This window comes from Natrinema salinisoli (assembly GCF_020405205.1).
Taxonomy (GTDB): domain Archaea; phylum Halobacteriota; class Halobacteria; order Halobacteriales; family Natrialbaceae; genus Natrinema; species Natrinema salinisoli.
Window position 1 is genome coordinate 236,880 of sequence record NZ_CP084470.1, and the last position, 17,866, is coordinate 254,745.

The window sequence follows — 17,866 nt, forward strand, 5'->3', positions numbered from 1 at the left end:
GCCTGTGAGATACGTCGAATTCCCTGATACCGAAGTTCGGATTCGATAGCACGCTCGGTAAATGACTACACGAGGCTCGGCCGCGTCTATTCGTTCATGGACCACGGAAACGAATCCAGCGGACGAGCGGAATCAACGGACGACCTGAACGAGACCGTGCCGTGGGGGTCTCGGACGGTCCAGATCGTGTTGACGAGCACGGCGCTCGCACCCCTCGGCGTGCCGCTTATCAGCCCCGCACTGCCGGTCTTTCGCGACGTGTTTGGGATCACCGACGCACAGGCGAGCCTCCTAGTGAGCACGTACTTCCTCGTCGGGATCGTCCTCTCACCGTTCATCGGCGTCCTCGCCGATCGAATCGGCCGAAAGCGGGTCCTGGTCGGGGGACTGCTGGCGTTCGGCGTTCTCGGCGGTGCGATGGCGGTCGCGCCGACGTTCGAGGCCCTGCTCGCGCTGCGCGTCGCACAGGGGACCGCAGCGGCGGCGATCTTCATCACGACCGTCACGATCGTGGGCGATGCGTTCGACGGCGTCCAGCGAAACGCGGTCCTAGGTGCGAACGTCGCGGTCCTTTCGGCTACCGCCGCGCTATTTCCCGTCCTCGGCGGGTTCCTCGCCGGAATCGCGTGGAACGCGCCGTTTCTCGCGTACTTGGCAGCAATCCCGATCGCCATGTTCGCGCAGGTCGCGCTGGACGAACCACACCGCGTCGACGACAGAGACGGGGTTTCGTACCTCGTCGACGCCGCACGAGCGGTTCTCACGCCGGCGCTCGCGACGCTGTTCGCCGTCGCGTTCCTCACGGAGTTCCTGCTGTTCGGCGTGATCTTCACGGCGATGCCGTTCGTTCTCGCGGCGACGTTTACTCCCGTACTGATCGGGGTCGTGATCTTGGTCTCCGAGACGGCCTCGATGGTGGTCGCGCTCTCGAGCGGCCGCCTGGCGCGATACCTCTCGAACGAGTGGTTGATCGCAACTGGATTCGCCTGCTACGCTATCGGATTCGCGGCCGCGTGGGCCGCGACCGGACTCGTCGATACGATGGGAGCGGTCGTGGTCATCGGCGTCGGCGTCGGACTCCTGATGCCGGTCGTCGACGCCGCCGTGAGCGATCGGGTCACCACCGAGTACCTAGCCGGGGCGATGAGCCTGCGTAACAGCACCACCTTCTTCGGTCGGACCGCCGGACCGATCGCGTTCGCCGGCCTGGCGATCTCCACCGGGATCGGATACGAACCACTCCTGCTCGCCTCGAGTTGCGTCGCTGTCGTCGCGGCCGGCGTCGCCGTCATCGCCGGACCGGTTCGCCTCGGTCGGGAGACTGCTCGTCAACCGCCGATGTGAGGGTGCTGCCGCGTTCTCAGTGGAGAGTGGATGTAGCACCGTCGTCGCCGCGGATCGAGTTGTCGCTCTATCGGCGGCTCGGAACCGTATTTTGTATTCGGCTGAACACCGGTGTATTGTAAAGAAGTGAATCAATTCATATTCATTGTGGTATGTTAGCGCGACTCTTACGTCCGTCGGCCCCGTATCTTCTCGTATGAACGTACTAGGATTCCTCAGAGAGGCCGATCGAGGAGGAGCCGTCGTCCGAACGTACGACTACGATGACGAGAACATTATCGTCGTCGATCTTGGGCAGACGAGCGATATCGAGACGGACTTGGTCGGAAAGACGGCGATCGTGGTGATCGGTGATCGACAGTTCGAGTTTGAACTCCCTCCCGACGCGAGGGATATATCGATCAAGAACGGGATTCTCACGATCTCAGAGTAATATAGCGCGCTCGTCACACCGACTATGGGACGAGTTTTCTGCCGGCTGATTTCGATTTTCAGACTACGGTGCTCGAGCCAAATTACGGATTCCAAACCACCGAGCGGTCGAACGGCAACTCGAAGAAGAACGAGTTCCTGTCGGATTACTTGACTTCAACGTTCCCGTCTGCCCATACTATGACGTCCCGCTCACAGAATCGGAATTTGACGACCCCCGACCGTCGCTCGTGCTTCGACGTCGGTTCGAACAATTTATCCAACGCAATGGGATCGATTACATCCGCTAATCGGCACTCGAGGTCGGTCGGGTCGACGCCGTTTTTCGCCGCGACTGCCTCGACCACGGCGAGGCTCGGCGGTTTGTCAACGGAATTATCGCGAGACATTCTCCCTATTTACGGCGGTAGTCGACTGTTTCCGACAACGCCGACACGTCGAAGAGTCCGGTCGGGTCCGGTAACGCTTGAGAGAGGAGATCCAGAATAGGGGTGACCGTAACGTTCTCTTCGACTCGGTCCCACTCGACGACGCCCGATTCGGAAAGTATCGGCAGATGAACGTGCTGCAGCTCGAGGAACGCTTCGAATTGCTGGTCGGCGGTCACGTCTTCGCTCGGAATCCCGCGTTCGAGGGCGGCGATCTCGGCAGCTAACCGAGAAACCGTCACTCGATCACGGTGAGTGAGGAGATACTGAAGCGCGTTTCGACGGGATGCGTCGGCCAAAATTACGTAAACCGTGTCGAGGAACTCGGGGCTCTCCAGTCGGTCAATGCTGAGTCGTTCAACCATGATCCGTGATGGAGTTGAACTGCGAAAGCCTTCGCTCCGTACTGCTCATGACCTTTATCTTCGTAGTACTGCTTGTCCTGAATATCGGTATTACCGGTTCCCGCTCCCGGATTGAAGCAACGCGGCACGAAGGACTTTGTCCGCTCCTCGACGTACCCGTTCGGAGAGTGCCTGCACTGAGACGTCAAGTTCTGCAGCGAGTTCGTCGTACTCGACTTTCCGAGGGACTTTGAAGTAGCCGCGCTCGACCGCGAGCGCGAGCGCTTCGTGCTGTGCATCGGTCAAATCGAAGTCGTGACCGTTGGATGGACGCTCGGCAAGCGAGGAAACGCGGTTGAGCCGATACGTAATATCGTGTTCGGCACAATAGTGGTTGAACTGAGCGAGTCCGGAGTGATCCTCAAACCGGATTCGAAATATCCACTCCTCGTCACTGTGCGCCTCGAGTATCGTAGCATTGGTGTTGGTGATCCCGGTAATCAACTGTTCGGCCGGATCTTCCCACACAATCTTGTAGAGCGCCCGATCGTCATATTGGTCGAGGACGGAAATCGATTTTACGTTCGGACTCTCTTCCATCGCGGCCTCGAACGTCTCGAGATCGCTCCCGTAGCCCCAGATATAGGGCATGATCCGTTTTTCGGCGGGCACCACACGTTCGAGTTCGACCGAGAGGCCGTCGTGTTCGGCGATGATCTGCCCGAGGAGAAATTGATTGGCTTGAATCGAAATTTCGGCAATAATAGTCATAGGAGGGATAGGCGTCAATAGGTAATAGATCCTCCCTCACTCGTTCAGACCTATCGACTCGCGTTCGTGCTCGGTCTCTTTTATCTTGTTGCAAGCCGCCCATACATGTGATAGGTTCACACACCACATCCGATCAGAAGTACAACATCGATCTCGGTAAGCTCGGCGCGAAATTGGAGATCGCCCGGACCGAAAACGAGGCGAATGTCGCCATCGTCGAACATACACTTCCGCCGCACACGCTCGCCGCCCCACTGCACCGACACAGCCGGGAGGACGAGATCTCTTACGTACTGGATGGTGAGATGACCGTGCTCGCTGGCGACGAAATCTGGACCGTCCCCGCGGACGAGGCTACCGTCAAGGGCCGGAACGTCTGGCACACCTTCTGGAACGCGGCCGACGAACCGCTCCGGTTCCTCGAGATTATCGCCCCCGGCGAGTTCTCGGAGTTCTTCGCGGAGATCGCGCACGTTTACCCGGTCGATCCCGCGGACGAGGAGGCGCTCGCTCGTTTCGAGGAAATCTGCGAGCGGTACGGCTTCGAGGCCGACCTCGAGAGCGTTCCGCCGCTCTGCGAGGAATACGGTCTGCGCATATAACTGACAGATAGCGGTCGGGTGCTGGTATGCGCAGCAGTACTTTATTTTGTCCGAAGCGCCATTTTCATGGGAATAAGATATTAAATCCATATTCTCGACACTATGTAAACACGTGGTCGCTGGCGGTCGAAAGCGGAACCAAATCTCGCCCACGGACTGGGCAAAGTGCGCCGATTGGCGAGTGCGCTCGAGCTCTCCGATTCGGTCCGTGACCAGGCGTGTCAGCTCTTCCGGAGCGCCCAGAACGAGGATCTGCTTCGTGGCAGACCCATCGAGGCCGTCGCCGCGGCCAGCGTGTACAGAGCCTGCAGGTGCAACGGCCGCTCACGGTTGGTGGGCGGCATCAGCGAGATGGCCCGCGTCGCGGATACCAGGAACGTCACACCAACTACGGTCCGGACGCATCATGAGACGCTCGATGAACTCGCGATCTAGACCGGCCAGGTAGGGAGCGAGGGCGTCCCATTCTCCCAGCGAATCGACTCTATCGCCGCCGGGAGTTGCTGTAGTCGGTCATCGAGGACGGCGAGTGGGTGCGCATCGAGAAACGTCGCGCTATGCCGATCGACCGGCATGTCTTCGTGATTGAGCTGGATGTGACAGGGCCCAAGATCCGGATGATCGGCATCATGGTGGAAGCCGAGCATCAGGTTCTGGTCCGGTTCGACCCAGTTGATGCGATAGTATTCGTGGTCGACACCGGCTGGGTACCAGAACCAAATCTCCAGTCGTGCGGTCTCTGCGTCGTAGGAGTTACTCAGGAACGTGGTTGGATCGATATCCGCGATGACGTACCGGGGTCGGCGTCGAGATGGGCGATAGAGCACGTCCTCACAACCCGCTTGATTCGTCAATCGGTCGTGAACGTCGTGGAGGAGGGTCCGCTGTGTATAGCGGTCGCGACTAGCGAGAAAGATCATACTGTGAGAGAGGGGGATTAGCTCGTAGCGTGGTCAGCCACATCGGTCATCTGTTCGCGAGCGGCTTCGACGTCGGAGTAGAGTTCCAGTGCGTGCTTGATGAGTCGGCGATCTTCCTCGTTCTCGCGCCAGAACGCGATGACGTCGCGGCGTTCGCGGAGTTCCTCACTTGCAAGGTCGCCGTCGGCGAGCGACTGTTCGAGGTCCTCCCACGTCTCGACGTCGTAGGTCGCCTGCCACTCCTCGATCTCCTCGGTGATCGCGGCCAGTTCGTTCCGAAGCTCCTCGCGCGTGTTCTCCTCGATGAGCGAGCGGATTTCCTCGAAGAGCAGTTGCGTGTAGTCCGGCTGGTAGAGCGTCGTCTCGCCGGCCTCGACCCGACGCAACTGCCCCTGCTCGACGAGATCTCTGAGTTCCTCGCTGGTCGTGCTCCAGGCTGCGTCGGCCTGTTCGCTGATCCAGTTGACGGACCGCGGTTCGCGAAGCGTCTCCGCGACCGCCCGAATACGGTCGCGGGCGCTCATCGACTCACTCCACGACTGGACCCCATCTCGCGAGGATTCGGACATGCTTGGCACCTCTTACTACAGTGTTGGCGCTGTACTCCCATATAAGTTTGTACTCTCTCGCATAATCAAGAGGGCGTTGCGAGCGAGGGCGTCCGTACGTTGAAATACGAAACCGACAGAAGTTATGAGCCAACCGATGAACAACCGATATTCTGACTTCGAGGAACTGCGGCCGACCGGCGAGGCACCCACATTCCGGACGAGAAGTTGGACGACGGCTGTGATGGTGACCCCCGGCGGCAACGCGTCGCGACGAGCACGGGGGCTACCCCGATGTACCGATGGCCGCCGACGGCGAGTGCCGATCCTGTGGGGCGTCAATCCCAGACGGGCAGACGAAATGCCGGTTCTGTATCACCAACCATCTCGGGAGTGACGCCACCAGCACGGATAAGGCGGCGACGACGTTCCCCGGAATCGTCCACCTGGTCGTCGAGTCGACCACGTTCTACGGCGCCGTGGCGAAGGGCGGCGGCGCGGCGACCCTCCTCACCGCCAACGAGGCGGAACCGGCCGTCGACGACTATACGCTCATCTACGACCTCGACGAGGCGCCGGCGCGCCAGCTGGCTGAGCAATGGCCCTGACTCCCTGACGCGGTACAGGTGTCGTCAAAAGAGGGTGAGCGGCTTCTCAGTGCCGCCCGTGACCGGACAGGCAGGAACGAGGAAGGAGTGTCGGAGCACCAGGAGCAGCCCCCGACGCGGCTCTACGATCAGCGTGGGAACGGCATCCGCGATGAGTCGCGTCTCGGTGCGGTCATCGACGACGCCGACAATACGGTGTGGCTGGTTCCAGCGATGGCGCTGACCGAATCCGCCGGCGAGGCTGAGGCTGATAGCCAGGTTTCGTCGGTACCGACGATGCAGCAACTGGACTGTCAGAACTGTGGGCGAGCGACCGACCACCGGTTCAAGACCCATGAATCGGTCCCAGATGAGGCGTGGACGGGACAAGCGAACTGGGAGTGCCGGGTGTGTGGCTCGGCTCGCTATGGACCCAGTCTCGAGTAGCCTCAGTGCTGAGCGTCGATTAACCAACAACCTGCGAGTACCGTCGAGGTTCGTTGGTGAAGGCCGCGAGCTCCTGCAAGCCCGACGCCAGTCTCGATGGGGAGTCTTTCCGCGCCGGCGAGCGGTGAGGCGCTTCCGATGGAGCAAGAGTTCAAACAGGGCTACCGGATGCATCGTGTACTCAGCAATATCAACCGACTCGACGTTGACCGGTTGGACGACGCGGATCGAGAACGAGTCGAGACCGCGAGAGGTCTTCTGGAAGAGGTGAGCCTTCTCACGCGGCTGGGCGACGGAGCCGGGGCGGACGCCCACGCAGATTCCTAACTGGAGTCGCCGGCCACGCCTCGGGAGGCACCTCTCGCGTCGGTTTATTGCCCCCGACAGGCGTGCGGGGGCGACCCCGTGAAGTCCAGACATGGCGACACTGCAAGCTGCGACGACGTCGACCGGCGCGATTGTATCGGATCCGTAAACAGTCCGCGAGCTCTGTGAGAGCTACTGCTTCGGGACGCTCGACTGGGAGGTCACTGAGGACGGAGAGCTCACCATCTGGGCGGACGACGACTTCGAGGTGTACGAGACGCGGGAGAACAGCCTCCCGGACTACGAGGGCGGCATCGTGACCCACGAATTCCTGCGAGAACCCGCCGACCACCCCGAAGCCGACGAAGAACTCGATATCCAGACAGCGGGGTTCACCAAGTGCCGCTTTCCTGTGCTGGCGAAGCGGTACGTTGTTCGCGACGGCGAAGTCCTCCACGCGGACCTCAGTTCTCCCGACCCGATCGACGAGTGGCAGTAGGTGATGATACGGTTTCTTTATTCAGATTTAGGGGTGAAACAGACGGTCAGTACAAGGTGGTATCTCACATCCCAAACATGAGGTCGGTAGCTTGCCGCTGCAAGCGAATTCCGGTGTGTGTCGTAATACGAGGGAGAGGTTGTTGTCTTTGACATGAGTGCCAGTAGGGGGTGGCGAACCAATACGACAATAAATCAATAAGTAATATACTATTGCACGTTTATAACGTCCTCTTTGGGGACATAGATGTTCTTACCGGGCGATGTTTTCCGTGTCTTTATTTCTGTATGCAAGGACCGAGAGTCAAATAAGGAGTCCCAATTGTCCTGTGTATAATAAAATATATTCTCGCATTTGGGGCATTCAATTTCAATATGTGTAGGTGGAATGCTCTCATTAGTTAACTTTGCTGACTTTTCATCAGGAATCGTTATAGAGTCGATTCGATGAGGGCAGTACCCACAATCTCTTTCGAACATCCCCGTCTCGATCTCGTGCATATCTGAGCATTATATGCCCTTTACAAATGGATATTGTGCCTCCCAATCATACAACATAAGCAGATTCACTTACCGATTTATCCCCCTGATTACAGTACTAATCTCGGGTAAAAATCCTCGCTAGCAACTACTGGAGCGTTGTTCGTCCCCCGGGAGGGGTGCGGGGCAATCGAGTCGCGGTCGCCCCGTGAGGTGATTGCTCGATAGAACACCGCGCACTCGTTGCGTATGAACGCACAGACGGACAGTACACGCTCCACTACAGCCATTGGGGCGCAGCGAACCTGAAGCTCAAACACCGAATCTCGGCGGAAACGCCGTTCGGTGGCGAAGACACCGATTCGAAGTGGGCGAAACAGCTGCTGGCGGAACTGGCCGATGGCCTCGAGGCAGATGCCGTCGCGTACTGGTCAAATGAAAGACCGGCATTAGATATGCGGTAGGAGAGTTCTGTTTGGGAAATTCCTGTTGATAGTGGCACTTGAGCTTCAATCAGTTTGGACCGAGCTGTGTCGGACTGCAGCTGTTCGCAGGCTCGTATGTCTGCTTCGATCACCGGCGCCGTATCAAGATAGGTTTGTTGAGCAGTGAGGTTCCGATCGAACACATCACGTTGAACACGAAGAGAGTCGGTGACTTATTGCTGACTTTGGACAAGTTTGCGGCCCTTGGGAGTAACCCTCAGGATCTTTTTTGCCTGAGTAAGTTGCGTTACGGACCCTTCGAATGTCCAAGATCGAAGGCGGCTACGGAATCATACCCCGTCAGCGATGGTGGAATTCCAGCACCTATTTTCATGGGACAGGGGTTGCTACGGGCGCGGAGCAGCCTTTTGTAGTGCTGTCTCAGCAATATTACCACCGTAGTCGGCGCTTCGAGAGAGCGAGTCGACGATCAGCCCTAGCAACTGGGCCTGAACCGGCTCAAGGTTGCGGAGCATGTCGTCGATCCGTCTGGTGGACTCATCAATATCGACGACGGCCGCAAGCGCATCATGGCCGAGCTGATTGGCTTCGTCGGTGTCGTCAGCGAGCAGTGCATCCATTGATTGCTCGAAAATGCTGCTGGCCTCGTCGTGGAGCCCGTTGAGAGCGTCGGCAACATCATCGGGGATCTCCTCGAGCTTGAGCGCGAGGTTGCTGATCTTGACGGCGTGATCGGCGATCCGCTCGAGCTGGCGGGCACTCGAGTGAAAGTCAAAACAGTCCTCGCGGGAGACACCGAGTTCTTCGACAGCCCGGGGCGAACGGAGGGTGGAACGGAAAATTCGGGAAACGACAAGCCAGAGACGGTCGACGTCGTCGTCGCGATTGATCACGTCGTGGGCGATGTCGTCGTCGTTCTCGATTAATGCCGTCACCGCGTCCTCGAACATCGACTTAGCGATCAGGCGCATCCGCGTAACAGCATTGACGATTGATAGCTCCGAGGAGTCCAGCAGGTCTTGAATCACCACACTGTCGCTCGTCTCCTCAAGCACTTCGACGCCAACGAGCCGCTGGGCCGCGTTCCGGATGGCGTTGCGCTGCTTGGTCGTGATATGTCCGGCCTCAAGGCGGATTATGTCGAAGCCGCTAACGTACATCGTCATCACAGCTCGCATCAGCTGTTCGTCTTCGAGTCCGGATACATCAAGCGTTCCCTCTTGCCGATACGTTTCGCGTTCGGGTGTCAAAAAGAGTTCCTCGCCCTCTGGATAGAACTCGACTGTCGTTCCGCTACTAATGTCATTCTCGGTCGCCCATGTCTTCGGGAGCGAGACCGTAAACGTCGACCCACCAGTTACTTGCACCTTCCGGGTCTCCATATAGGAGGCTTTCTACGGTCGGGATATAAAACTACTTGTGTCTATAGAGGTGTTTCTGGAATTCTTATTACCCCAATTAGGCAGTTTTCAGCGCTCTACTATCCCTGTTTGGTGTATAGGACTGTTCACAAATATATGACTATATATTATTATGAAAAGATAAATAGCCAATATCAACACAAGCAAAATAGATACTATACAAACAGGTATGATTCGTCTTAGAAGAGCGTTCGAAGATTTCACATATCGTTCTGATCGAAATGATCAATTCGACAGATTAGTGCGTAGCTCTATTGAGAATCTTTCACAACGTAGCGCGTATAATAGTCAATACGCCTAGCTTAGCGAGGTATAACTACACACAGTACCCGACTGCGAGTACAGGCATGAAAACAACGACTCCGCTTTGGGCCCGCCCAGATAGGCCAGCAAACCGATCACTTCGGCTCACCTTCGGCTTCCTGTGGCTCACCGACCTTGTCGCCACTGTCTGTCTCTTTCTTGTTCCGTTTGCAAGAGAACTCAATCCGATCACCATCTTCTTTTACGAGAGTATCGGCCTAACAGGCGTTGTGCTAGCAGGAACCACCTATGCAGCCCTCGTCGTTCTAACTGGGTCTTTTCTTCGGAAGCCGATAGACGGACTCTTCGTCGCAGGTGCAGTTTCAGTATACGCCGTTTGTGCCACCAACAACGTCGTCTTATTGGTAACCCGTGTCCCGATTGTACAAAACATGCTTCTCTGAAGCCCATGAACGACAAGACCTTCGGTGCGGTACAGAACAAACATTGCCGAGAATTGTTACCCGCACTCCTCAAACATAATCGCCGGAACCGTTACCAAAGAGATGCCTGCGAGTGGGAAGATAGCAGCTCGACCGCTCATCAAGCACCGCGAGTTCTCGTCGATTTACAAGGCGTGGAACGCTCGACTGGACGCCGACCTCTACGGTCAACGGAGTCAGAACGAGACGGTGAACTCCCGGCTTAAACGGAAATATGGCGCATTCATTCACTCACGATTCTGGTGGAAACAGTTCCGTGAACTCGTCGTCGGCTGTTTCACTCACAACATCGACAAGGCGATCTGAACGGTAGATATAGGGACAAACATCGGTCAGCGTGATATCACTCGCCAGTAATCGACTGACAGTCTGCTTCGAGCCGAATGTCCGGTGTCCTGTCCTGAGCATTCTCTACGTAGATCTCGATACCGGCCTCATTCGGGCCGTCGCAGGGAAGTGTCGATCGCTCAAAGCCGGGCCAGTCGCGTTCAAACCGGGTTCCGTCAACGGTCACCACGATTGTTTCGGGGTCGGTCGATGCTGGAAACGTCGCATCCTCGTCAGCCTCGTTACTGTCTGAGAGCTGGTATTCCTTCTCGAAAAGGACATCACCACCCTCGTTCGTAATCGTGACCGAGACGTGGTGGGTCTCATCACGGTCACCAAGATACATCTTCACCCAATGCGGGGCGGATTCTCCCTCGCTCTGATTCGAGGACGAACCTAGAGCCGAACAGCCGCTAAGAGAAGTGAGTACCGCACCTGTCCCCGCTAGAAGTGCACGTCGGCTAATGGAGGACATTGTATCCTGCTATTCAATCCCGTTTTCCCAAAATGGTTACTATTAGTGCTATATAGGTGGTCGAACTCAGTGACTATATCGCCCACCTACCTACCGACCGCTTCAGCGGGAAAGTGTCGAGGTAAGATGATTTCAACAGAGCCAATCAATTAAATGGTATTCATTCGCCGGTGAAGTCGGGACTCGGTGGCTCTGTACTGAGCAATTCTACTCGAGGCATTCGCAGTCGCGTGCGACCTGCTGAATGGCGATACCGGCGATGTTCGCCCCGTACTCGGCGGTCCGACGGATACTGTCGAGAAGGAGACCGACGACGTACGCCTCTGCGGGGTCGTCGTGCGTGTAGAGTTCCCGGTCCAACTTCCTGAGGTCGTCCGTGAGATCGTCCCGTTCGGTAAGTGCGGTGTGTGCCCCCTCGATACCGGTGTCGGCAAGGATTACGTCCGCGGCAGTATCGATGACATGCCTGGAACTCGAGGCCAGCAAATCGATTCGATCCTCGAAATTCGCCGGTATCGTGACCTCGGGATCGAGGGTGAAGCGAGCGATCTTCTCGGCGTGATCGGCAATGCGCTCGAACTGCCGGCTGACGTAGTAGTATTCGAACAGTTCGTCCCGGGTGTACTCGAGTTTCTCGACCTCGTGGAGGTTCGTCAGTGCCCGTCGGAAGTGGCGGGTCACCATTGCGAACAACTTGTCGGCTTCGTTATCCCGGTCGATGACGCGCTGTGCCAGCGTCTCGTCGTCAGTCAGGACGGCACTCACCGCGTCACGGTGCATCCCGAGCATTACGAGGCGGAGGCGCAGTGTCGACTTGCGTATGTCGACGTTCTCGGCGTCGATGAGGTTCGTCAGCTGGATCCTGGTGTCGCCGGCCTCCAGCAACTCGAATCCGGAGAGGTTCGCGACCGTGTCCTCAACAACCGTACGGCGCTCAGCGGAATGGCCCGTCCTGTCGACCAACGTTACCGTATCGAAGCCGACGGCGTGAAGCGCGTGAATCCACTGTCTGATGCCGCTGTCCGAGTCAGTCGAGACGTCTACGGTCGTCGACCGCGTCTCAGTCGACCGGTCGGCCTCCGCCTCGACCAGCAGCGAACCGTCGCCATTGGGATACAACGAGAGCGCTGACCCGGCGTCGATGCCGTGTTCCTGTGCCCACGACTTCGGAAGCGAGATCGTGTACGTCGTCCCTCCGGAGAGTTGGACTTTGCGTGTTTCCATACGTGAACCGTCATGGGCCGATGAAACCTTAGATTTGGTATGAATAGTCCGTGCCGATAATGAGACGCATATATCAGTACACCATGCACAAGAGAGTTGATTCAAGATGGGATCGATTCGATTCAGTCATGAAGCTATATAATCGTCCGAACAATTTGTGGACCAACCCTAATACCGGCAGCCGCGACCAGCAGGTATGTCCCGTCGAACATGGCAGCGCCCGCTGGGAACGGGTGGTCGTGACGCGACGCGTGCCCAGGTCGTCGAATCGATCGACAGGATCGCACCGGAAACCAAAGAAGAACTGGCGCGCACTGTCGGCATCTCCGAACAGTATCTCTCGGAGCTGCTGCAGGAACTCAAAGCCGAAGAGATAGTGCAAAAAGGCTACGTCGTTGACGACGCGGCGCTGTACGACAATTCGAGACATATCTCGAAACTGTTTGACGACGATCCCGACGGCGCGGAGATAGCATCGGACGGAGAGACCAGTGATCGCGGGACGGAAGTACTGGAACTTCTCGACCGCCTGGAGTCAGTGACCACGCGCCAGTATGACGCCGCCCGTGCGGCATTTCTCGGCGAGAGCGCAGAGCACTCAGCAAAGACTCTGGAGTCGCTCACCAACGAGCGCTACTCGGCGGTCCTCGCGGAATTGAAATCGTACACGTTGACCACCGATTGGCCGAGCAACCGCGTCGCAGCGGACCTGTCGACCATCGCGACGAACCTCGAGATCGTCGGGGATCGTGCCTGCTTCATCGCTGATGTCGTCGACCGCGAAGGCACCGGCCCGAATGGAATCGTCGGCGAGCGGATGGCAGACATCTTCGCGTCGGGTACGCAGATCAACGAGTACTTCTCGGAAATCCTGTTCGACTGTGAGCTCACGGTCCATCGACAGCTCCGCGATCAGGAGGAGACCGTCCACCGAGACTTAGACGAACTGTTTGAGCTCGTGACGGCGTACGATCCGGACATGTACGGCTATCTGGTGACGGTTACGCGGGCGCTCGAGCGAGCGATCTATTACTGGGTCGACGCCGCGGAACTAGCGGTGCAAATACACTCCGGCCATCAGCCGGATCACGTCGAGATTTGAAGTGCGCGGACTGACACCCATCCACGAACGACCGGCACGGGCTCCGTTAGGAACTGACCGAGCAAGCTCACAGCCGTCATCGACCCACGACTGAAGTCATGGGCTTCCGCCTTGCATCTCTGTGAGCGAGCCCAGCCACTGTGGTCCGTGAACAGCAAGCGTTAGCTGCCACAGAGCTAGTCGCAGTGTACTCGTAGAGACGGTCGACACCGATCCCCCGCTCAGGAAAGACGTCCCGTCTCTCGGCGCGAACATAGTTGCCAAGTGGCGATACATGTCGGTACTGACATTGGCGGCGGGGCATAGAGGCTTGACCTCCTCCACGCCCTGACGGACGTGGAATCCTACCATGGAATTTCCGCCGAGTGTGACGTTTGAGGTTCCAACCCGCACTTATGGGGAACCGGCGGCATACCGGAGAAACTCTCGTTTCCTCCCCTCTATAGGGCTGTGGCCCGGTCAATGAGACCCCATCAAATACCATGTCATCGCCGTGTGAGGAACAGACCGCCTTCCTCACCACCCCTTGTCTGTTCGGGGACGGCATCTCACGGTATTCGTTTCATTTTCTATTACACGGTGTCTCACCAAAATATTTACGAAAGAAATCCGGTCCAGCTACTGACAACAGGTGTCGAACAGACCCCATCGCTCGACCTGCGCCTGAAGACGCAGGTATGCGCTATTGGTCTGTATCAGTCCGGGGTTGCCCGGTCAGTCTCTGCAGGCGCGTATCTCGAGAGAAAGGTATCCAGATCGCGGAACGCGTCGAGTCGCTCGGCCAGCGTCGCGTGGTCCCAGTGCCACCACTCGGTTGCCTCAATGCGAGCGGCCACGTCCTGGGGGAACCGCCGACGGATCGATTCGGCAGGGACCCCACCGACGATGGTATAGGAGGGAACGTCCTTGGCGACGACGGCACCGGCACCGACGACCGCACCGTTACCGATAGTAACTCCAGGTAGGACGACCGCACCGTGCCCGATCCAGACGTCGTGACCGACCTCGACCGGCTGATCGGCCCGCCACTCGAAGATCGACTCGTCGTCGCTCCCGAGGTCGTACATCGCTGCCCGATAGGTGAAGTGGTGGGCCGTCGGGCGGTAGATCGGATGATTCGTCGGTCCGAGCCGGGCGTCGGCCGCGATATTGCCGAACTTCCCAACGGTGGCGTAATCGAGCTGGACGCGCTCCATGAGATAGGTGTAGTCACCGATGGCCGACTCGTTGAGCCGTGCGTTCCGCCGAACTTCGGTCCACGCACCGAGTTCGCTCTCGGTGATCGAGACGGGGTCGTGCAGCGTCGGTTCCGGCTCGAGCGTACGCGTCCGATCCGGTCCGTGGTCCTCGTAGTAGGTCATCATTCGCGTCGCCCCATCGTTGAGGCGAGGATGTTCCTCGGCGCGTTGGCGAACGCCTCGATGATGCCCGACTTCTCGACATCGTCGTCGTCGCGGAGGGCCGAGCGGACGCGCTGGCTGACCAATTCGACTGAGCCTGCCAGCAGGAAGATGAGGATGATACAGGCCATCATCTCCGTGTAGTTGAACGTCTGGCGCTGGACGTACAGTTCGAGTCCGAGTCCACCGGCACCGATGATACCCAGCCCGATCGCGGCCCTGACGTTGTGTTCGAGGTCGAAGGCAATCCAGGCGATGAACTGCCGGAATACCTGACTCAACATACCGAAGGAGACGATCTGTGAACTGCTCGCGCCCGTCGAACGGATACCCTCGATCGGGCCGTCTTCGATCTCTTCGAGTTCATCGGTAAAGAGCCTCCCGAGGTAGCCAGTTGTATCAACCATGATCGCCAGGGCGCCAGTAAACGGTGTGACACCAGCCAGCGGAATTAAGATCAGAAACCACACCAGTCCCGGAATCGCACGGATGAGGCTCATCGTCCCGCGAAAGACGAAATTGAAGGGGTACGGAATGACCCGTTCGCTGGACATGACGCCGAAAAACAGAGCGAGCGGCAGGCCAAGTACCGTCCCGGCGAAAGCGACGGCCATTGTGACGAACATCGCGCCCCAGATAATCTGACCTCCCTCGACCGTGAGGATCAGGTTCTCTTCGATTATGAAGCTCACGTAGGCGCCCAGATCGACGAACGGGATGCCGAAGTACGTCGTCGGTGGGAAATACCCAAGCAGCGCGTCGTAGAACTGGTCGAGTTGGCCGACCAGTTCAGCCAGCTTGAACTCGATGAGGCGAAGACTAGCAAAAAACAGCAGATATGTGATGACGATCCCGGCGAATGCCCAGAGCCGCCGTTTCGTCTTGCGGCGTTTCAGGTCCTGAAGCTTCTGTTCGGCTGGCGAATCGCCGATATCGGCGTAGCCGAAGTACGCTGCGAGTGAGCTCCACTTCGAGGGCGGTGCACTCATGCTTCGATCCCCCGCTCGATGTCGCCGAGCGGTACCTCCTCGTCCTCCCTGTTCTCGGTTGTGCTCGCTTGCTCGGCGAGGCTGACGGTCTCGACACTGCCATAGAGGTCGTCGATCAGCTCAGGGGTGAGTTCCCCCCGTCCGACATCGAACAGCTTCTGTCCATCACGGAGCCCGATAAACCGATCACCGAAGTAGGCGGCGACGTTCACTTGATGGAGGCTTACGAGCGCGGTCACATCGTGCTCCTTCGCCGCCTTACGGAGATACTCCATCACCGTCTCGGCACTGGAGGGATCGAGACTGGCGACCGGCTCGTCGGCCAGCAACAACTGCGGGTCCTGAACGAGTGCTCTGGCGATCCCGACGCGTTGCTGTTGACCGCCGGACATCTGTGCGACCTTCTGGTGACTCTCTTCCAGTAATCCGACTGTTTCGAGGGCTTCCAGCGCTCGGACCTTGTCCTCTTGAGACTGCCACTGGAGCATACTTCGGAGCATCGAGACGCGGTTGAGCGAGCCCGTCAACGCGTTGAGATACGCCGAGACACCCTCGACGAGGTTGTGCTGCTGGAAGATCATCCCGATATCAGTCTGCGAGCCCGAGACCTCCTCGTCCTCGAGATAGATGGCACCCTCCGTCGGCTCAGTCAACCCGTTGACACACCGCAGCAGCGTTGACTTACCTGCACCGGACTCGCCCAGCAGGACGACGAACTCGTCTTCGATCTCGAAGGAGACGTCTTCGAGTGCGGTCACGTCTCCGTAGTGTTTCGACACGTTTTCGACTGTTAATGTACTCATTTGATTAAAAATCACCAGGTTGACGGTTATTCTGAGGGATCGATACCGACTGCGTTCATGCGCTCGATGACCGGCTGGTAGTCGTCTATGGATGTGTCTTCCAGTGTCGTGAACGGCAGTTCTTCCTCGTTGTAGTCGTCAGGATAGTGCTGTTCGATCTTCTCTTGCGTAGAGTTGCGGAGGACCTCACCGACTTCCTCTTTTATGTCCGATTCCCAGGAGCTACGGGCGTACATCGGTTGTTTCGGTATCGGGAACGACCACCAGATCGGTTTGAACTCCGGCGTCTCGGTTCCCATCGTATCCAGGAACGAGCTGTTCTCCTCAACCCGGTCGGGTAGATCCGTTCCCTCTGGGATGTGCGGGATACCGTTGCCACCCCAAGTGGTCGCACCGTCGGCTTGGCCCTCGGCGAGTCGCTGGAGCGCTTGGTCGTGGTCAGTCCAACTGCCCTCGAAGTCGACCGGATCGTCCTTTGGCGCTCCACCGATATCGAGTCCGGCCTCCTGAAGCGTATAGAGCGCGAAGATCGAACCGCTCGTCGAGAGTCGGTCTGCGAAGGCCCACGTCTTCCCTTCGACGTCGGTGCGTTCTTCGATATCCGAATCCGGCTGGACGAGCATCATCGAGAAGTAAAACGCCGAGCCGCCGGTGACGGTCGTCCCGTAGATGTCCATCATGTCCGGTTTCGAGAGCACCGTCACGTCGTCCATCCCGATCTCGGCCTGCTCGCTTTCCAGTGCTGGACGGATTGCCGAGTAGTCCGTCGGGACTTGCATCTCGAACTCTGCATCGTCGATTTCTGCGTTGAGGAGGTTCTGAACGGGTTTGTACCGACGGCGAGCGTCTGCCGGTGTCCCCGGTGTCAACAGCATCGTAACGACGCTTTCGTCCGCGGTCCCGCCAATGACGCCCCCACAGCCTGCTAAACTCGCAGTGAGGGCGGTCGCCGCGGTCCCTGAAATGAACCCGCGTCGACCGACTGAATGTCTTCGACTGTTTCCATTGAGTGTTGATTCGCCCATTCCGTCGTCGCTCTGTCTGTCAGACATCAATTCGACACTGGAAAACCGACCGAATAACGATTGACTGGGTAGAGTCCGAAGGCTCCGTATCAGTCCTTCTGCCACCTAGATATGTATCCCGACTATCACGCGGAGTACGTACCCGACCGTACTCGACACACCGATCGGTGGGATCAACCCCGGCGACGAGCGATCCATAGA

General features: G+C 58.0%; 18 protein-coding genes and 5 pseudogenes. 11 read left to right on the forward strand and 12 right to left on the reverse strand.

The features are described from left to right. Positions 1-96 precede the first annotated feature (96 nt). Complete coding sequence (locus LDB05_RS21930; RefSeq protein ID WP_226007988.1) at positions 97-1,344, forward strand: MFS transporter; 1,248 nt, start codon at positions 97-99, stop codon at positions 1,342-1,344. Between the two features lie 196 nt (positions 1,345-1,540). After that, positions 1,541-1,777 (forward strand): DUF7127 family protein, encoded by a 237-nt coding sequence (locus tag LDB05_RS21935; RefSeq protein ID WP_226007989.1) that lies wholly within the window; start codon positions 1,541-1,543, stop codon positions 1,775-1,777. 145 nt (positions 1,778-1,922) lie between these two features. Here the strand turns inward: LDB05_RS21935 and LDB05_RS21940 are convergent, their stop codons facing one another. The 3 genes from LDB05_RS21940 to LDB05_RS21950 all read right to left on the reverse strand — a co-directional run bounded on the left by LDB05_RS21940 (position 1,923) and on the right by LDB05_RS21950 (position 3,319). Continuing rightward, positions 1,923-2,165, reverse strand: coding sequence for a HalOD1 output domain-containing protein (locus LDB05_RS21940; RefSeq protein ID WP_226007990.1), 243 nt, complete (start codon positions 2,163-2,165; stop codon positions 1,923-1,925). A 5-nt stretch (positions 2,166-2,170) separates the two neighbouring features. Then, a complete protein-coding gene (locus LDB05_RS21945) occupies positions 2,171-2,569 on the reverse strand; it encodes a DUF7344 domain-containing protein (RefSeq protein ID WP_226007991.1) in 399 nt (132 codons plus the stop codon). A 90-nt stretch (positions 2,570-2,659) separates the two neighbouring features. Beyond that, the gene (locus LDB05_RS21950; RefSeq protein ID WP_226007992.1) at positions 2,660-3,319 is read right to left on the reverse strand and encodes a helix-turn-helix domain-containing protein; all 660 of its coding nucleotides are present in this window, start codon (positions 3,317-3,319) and stop codon (positions 2,660-2,662) included. Between the two features lie 107 nt (positions 3,320-3,426). Between LDB05_RS21950 and LDB05_RS21955 the strand changes: the two genes are divergently transcribed. Together LDB05_RS21955 and LDB05_RS21960 are read left to right on the forward strand one after the other, a co-directional pair. Continuing rightward, positions 3,427-3,921, forward strand: a complete 495-nt coding sequence (locus tag LDB05_RS21955) for a cupin domain-containing protein (RefSeq protein WP_226007993.1) — start codon at positions 3,427-3,429, stop codon at positions 3,919-3,921. A 108-nt stretch (positions 3,922-4,029) separates the two neighbouring features. Next, positions 4,030-4,344, forward strand: a pseudogene (locus tag LDB05_RS21960) (transcription initiation factor IIB family protein); the annotation flags it as partial. An 8-nt stretch (positions 4,345-4,352) separates the two neighbouring features. Here LDB05_RS21960 and LDB05_RS23520 read toward each other — a convergent pair. Next, positions 4,353-4,841 carry a hypothetical protein gene (locus tag LDB05_RS23520; protein ID WP_343232925.1) on the reverse strand — a complete coding sequence of 163 codons (489 nt, stop codon included), beginning with the start codon at positions 4,839-4,841 and terminating at the stop codon, positions 4,353-4,355. A 17-nt stretch (positions 4,842-4,858) separates the two neighbouring features. Further along, a complete protein-coding gene (locus LDB05_RS21970; RefSeq protein ID WP_226007995.1) occupies positions 4,859-5,410 on the reverse strand; it encodes a DUF7342 family protein in 552 nt (183 codons plus the stop codon). Between the two features lie 136 nt (positions 5,411-5,546). Between LDB05_RS21970 and LDB05_RS21975 the strand changes: the two are divergent. The 4 genes and pseudogenes from LDB05_RS21975 to LDB05_RS21990 all read left to right on the forward strand — a co-directional run. Beyond that, positions 5,547-6,423: pseudogene (locus LDB05_RS21975) on the forward strand (biosurfactant protein 1). A 138-nt stretch (positions 6,424-6,561) separates the two neighbouring features. After that, positions 6,562-6,750: a DUF8012 family protein gene (locus LDB05_RS21980; RefSeq protein WP_226008313.1), complete on the forward strand. Its 189-nt coding sequence runs from the start codon at positions 6,562-6,564 to the stop codon at positions 6,748-6,750. 91 nt (positions 6,751-6,841) lie between these two features. Then, positions 6,842-7,228 (forward strand): annotated as a pseudogene (locus LDB05_RS21985) (hypothetical protein). Between the two features lie 703 nt (positions 7,229-7,931). After that, positions 7,932-8,129, forward strand: a pseudogene (locus LDB05_RS21990) (DUF6735 family protein); the annotation flags it as partial. Positions 8,130-8,539: 410 nt separating this feature from the next. Here LDB05_RS21990 and LDB05_RS21995 read toward each other — a convergent pair. After that, positions 8,540-9,535: a phosphate uptake regulator PhoU gene (locus LDB05_RS21995; protein WP_226007996.1), complete on the reverse strand. Its 996-nt coding sequence runs from the start codon at positions 9,533-9,535 to the stop codon at positions 8,540-8,542. 386 nt (positions 9,536-9,921) lie between these two features. Between LDB05_RS21995 and LDB05_RS22000 the strand changes: the two genes are divergently transcribed. Both LDB05_RS22000 and LDB05_RS22005 read left to right on the forward strand, forming a co-directional pair. After that, entirely contained in the window at positions 9,922-10,281 is a 360-nt protein-coding gene (locus tag LDB05_RS22000; protein WP_226007997.1) for a hypothetical protein, read from the forward strand. A 129-nt stretch (positions 10,282-10,410) separates the two neighbouring features. Continuing rightward, positions 10,411-10,626, forward strand: a pseudogene (locus LDB05_RS22005) (IS5/IS1182 family transposase); the annotation flags it as partial. A 37-nt stretch (positions 10,627-10,663) separates the two neighbouring features. Here LDB05_RS22005 and LDB05_RS22010 read toward each other — a convergent pair. Together LDB05_RS22010 and LDB05_RS22015 are read right to left on the reverse strand one after the other, a co-directional pair. After that, a complete protein-coding gene (locus LDB05_RS22010) occupies positions 10,664-10,993 on the reverse strand; it encodes a hypothetical protein (RefSeq protein WP_226007998.1) in 330 nt (109 codons plus the stop codon). Positions 10,994-11,329: 336 nt separating this feature from the next. Continuing rightward, positions 11,330-12,346, reverse strand: coding sequence for a phosphate signaling complex PhoU family protein (locus LDB05_RS22015; RefSeq protein ID WP_226007999.1), 1,017 nt, complete (start codon positions 12,344-12,346; stop codon positions 11,330-11,332). A 196-nt stretch (positions 12,347-12,542) separates the two neighbouring features. Between LDB05_RS22015 and LDB05_RS22020 the strand changes: the two genes are divergently transcribed. Next, positions 12,543-13,448, forward strand: coding sequence for a PhoU family transcriptional regulator (locus LDB05_RS22020; RefSeq protein ID WP_226008000.1), 906 nt, complete (start codon positions 12,543-12,545; stop codon positions 13,446-13,448). Between the two features lie 695 nt (positions 13,449-14,143). Here LDB05_RS22020 and LDB05_RS22025 read toward each other — a convergent pair. The 4 genes from LDB05_RS22025 to LDB05_RS22040 are packed head-to-tail and all read right to left on the reverse strand — an operon-like array spanning position 14,144 to position 17,692. Beyond that, positions 14,144-14,809, reverse strand: coding sequence for a DapH/DapD/GlmU-related protein (locus LDB05_RS22025; protein ID WP_226008001.1), 666 nt, complete (start codon positions 14,807-14,809; stop codon positions 14,144-14,146). Continuing rightward, a complete protein-coding gene (gene phnE, locus LDB05_RS22030) occupies positions 14,809-15,837 on the reverse strand; it encodes a phosphonate ABC transporter, permease protein PhnE (RefSeq protein WP_226008002.1) in 1,029 nt (342 codons plus the stop codon). Before phnE ends, LDB05_RS22025 begins: the two co-directional genes overlap by 1 nt. Continuing rightward, positions 15,834-16,640 carry a phosphonate ABC transporter ATP-binding protein gene (locus LDB05_RS22035; protein ID WP_226008003.1) on the reverse strand — a complete coding sequence of 269 codons (807 nt, stop codon included), beginning with the start codon at positions 16,638-16,640 and terminating at the stop codon, positions 15,834-15,836. The genes phnE and LDB05_RS22035 overlap by 4 nt, the downstream gene beginning before the upstream one ends. A 26-nt stretch (positions 16,641-16,666) precedes the next feature. Beyond that, on the reverse strand, positions 16,667-17,692 hold the full coding sequence (locus LDB05_RS22040) for a PhnD/SsuA/transferrin family substrate-binding protein (RefSeq protein WP_226008004.1): 1,026 nt from the start codon (positions 17,690-17,692) through the stop codon (positions 16,667-16,669). Positions 17,693-17,866 lie beyond the last annotated feature (174 nt).

Excerpts from the sequence above, each read along its gene's own strand:
- phnE (WP_226008002.1), bottom strand. The coding sequence starts at position 15,837 with ATGAGTGCACCGCCCTCGAAGTGGAGCTCACTCGCAGCGTACTTCGGC.
- LDB05_RS21935 (WP_226007989.1), top strand. The coding sequence starts at position 1,541 with ATGAACGTACTAGGATTCCTCAGAGAGGCCGATCGAGGAGGAGCCGTC.
- LDB05_RS23520 (WP_343232925.1), bottom strand. The coding sequence starts at position 4,841 with ATGATCTTTCTCGCTAGTCGCGACCGCTATACACAGCGGACCCTCCTC.
- LDB05_RS21945 (WP_226007991.1), bottom strand. The coding sequence starts at position 2,569 with ATGGTTGAACGACTCAGCATTGACCGACTGGAGAGCCCCGAGTTCCTC.
- LDB05_RS21980 (WP_226008313.1), top strand. The coding sequence starts at position 6,562 with ATGGAGCAAGAGTTCAAACAGGGCTACCGGATGCATCGTGTACTCAGC.
- LDB05_RS22015 (WP_226007999.1), bottom strand. The coding sequence starts at position 12,346 with ATGGAAACACGCAAAGTCCAACTCTCCGGAGGGACGACGTACACGATC.
- LDB05_RS21950 (WP_226007992.1), bottom strand. The coding sequence starts at position 3,319 with ATGACTATTATTGCCGAAATTTCGATTCAAGCCAATCAATTTCTCCTC.
- LDB05_RS22000 (WP_226007997.1), top strand. The coding sequence starts at position 9,922 with ATGAAAACAACGACTCCGCTTTGGGCCCGCCCAGATAGGCCAGCAAAC.
- LDB05_RS22010 (WP_226007998.1), bottom strand. The coding sequence starts at position 10,993 with ATGTATCTTGGTGACCGTGATGAGACCCACCACGTCTCGGTCACGATT.
- LDB05_RS22040 (WP_226008004.1), bottom strand. The coding sequence starts at position 17,692 with ATGTCTGACAGACAGAGCGACGACGGAATGGGCGAATCAACACTCAAT.
- LDB05_RS21930 (WP_226007988.1), top strand. The coding sequence starts at position 97 with ATGGACCACGGAAACGAATCCAGCGGACGAGCGGAATCAACGGACGAC.
- LDB05_RS22035 (WP_226008003.1), bottom strand. The coding sequence starts at position 16,640 with ATGAGTACATTAACAGTCGAAAACGTGTCGAAACACTACGGAGACGTG.
- LDB05_RS22020 (WP_226008000.1), top strand. The coding sequence starts at position 12,543 with ATGTCCCGTCGAACATGGCAGCGCCCGCTGGGAACGGGTGGTCGTGAC.
- LDB05_RS22025 (WP_226008001.1), bottom strand. The coding sequence starts at position 14,809 with ATGACCTACTACGAGGACCACGGACCGGATCGGACGCGTACGCTCGAG.
- LDB05_RS21995 (WP_226007996.1), bottom strand. The coding sequence starts at position 9,535 with ATGGAGACCCGGAAGGTGCAAGTAACTGGTGGGTCGACGTTTACGGTC.
- LDB05_RS21940 (WP_226007990.1), bottom strand. The coding sequence starts at position 2,165 with ATGTCTCGCGATAATTCCGTTGACAAACCGCCGAGCCTCGCCGTGGTC.
- LDB05_RS21970 (WP_226007995.1), bottom strand. The coding sequence starts at position 5,410 with ATGTCCGAATCCTCGCGAGATGGGGTCCAGTCGTGGAGTGAGTCGATG.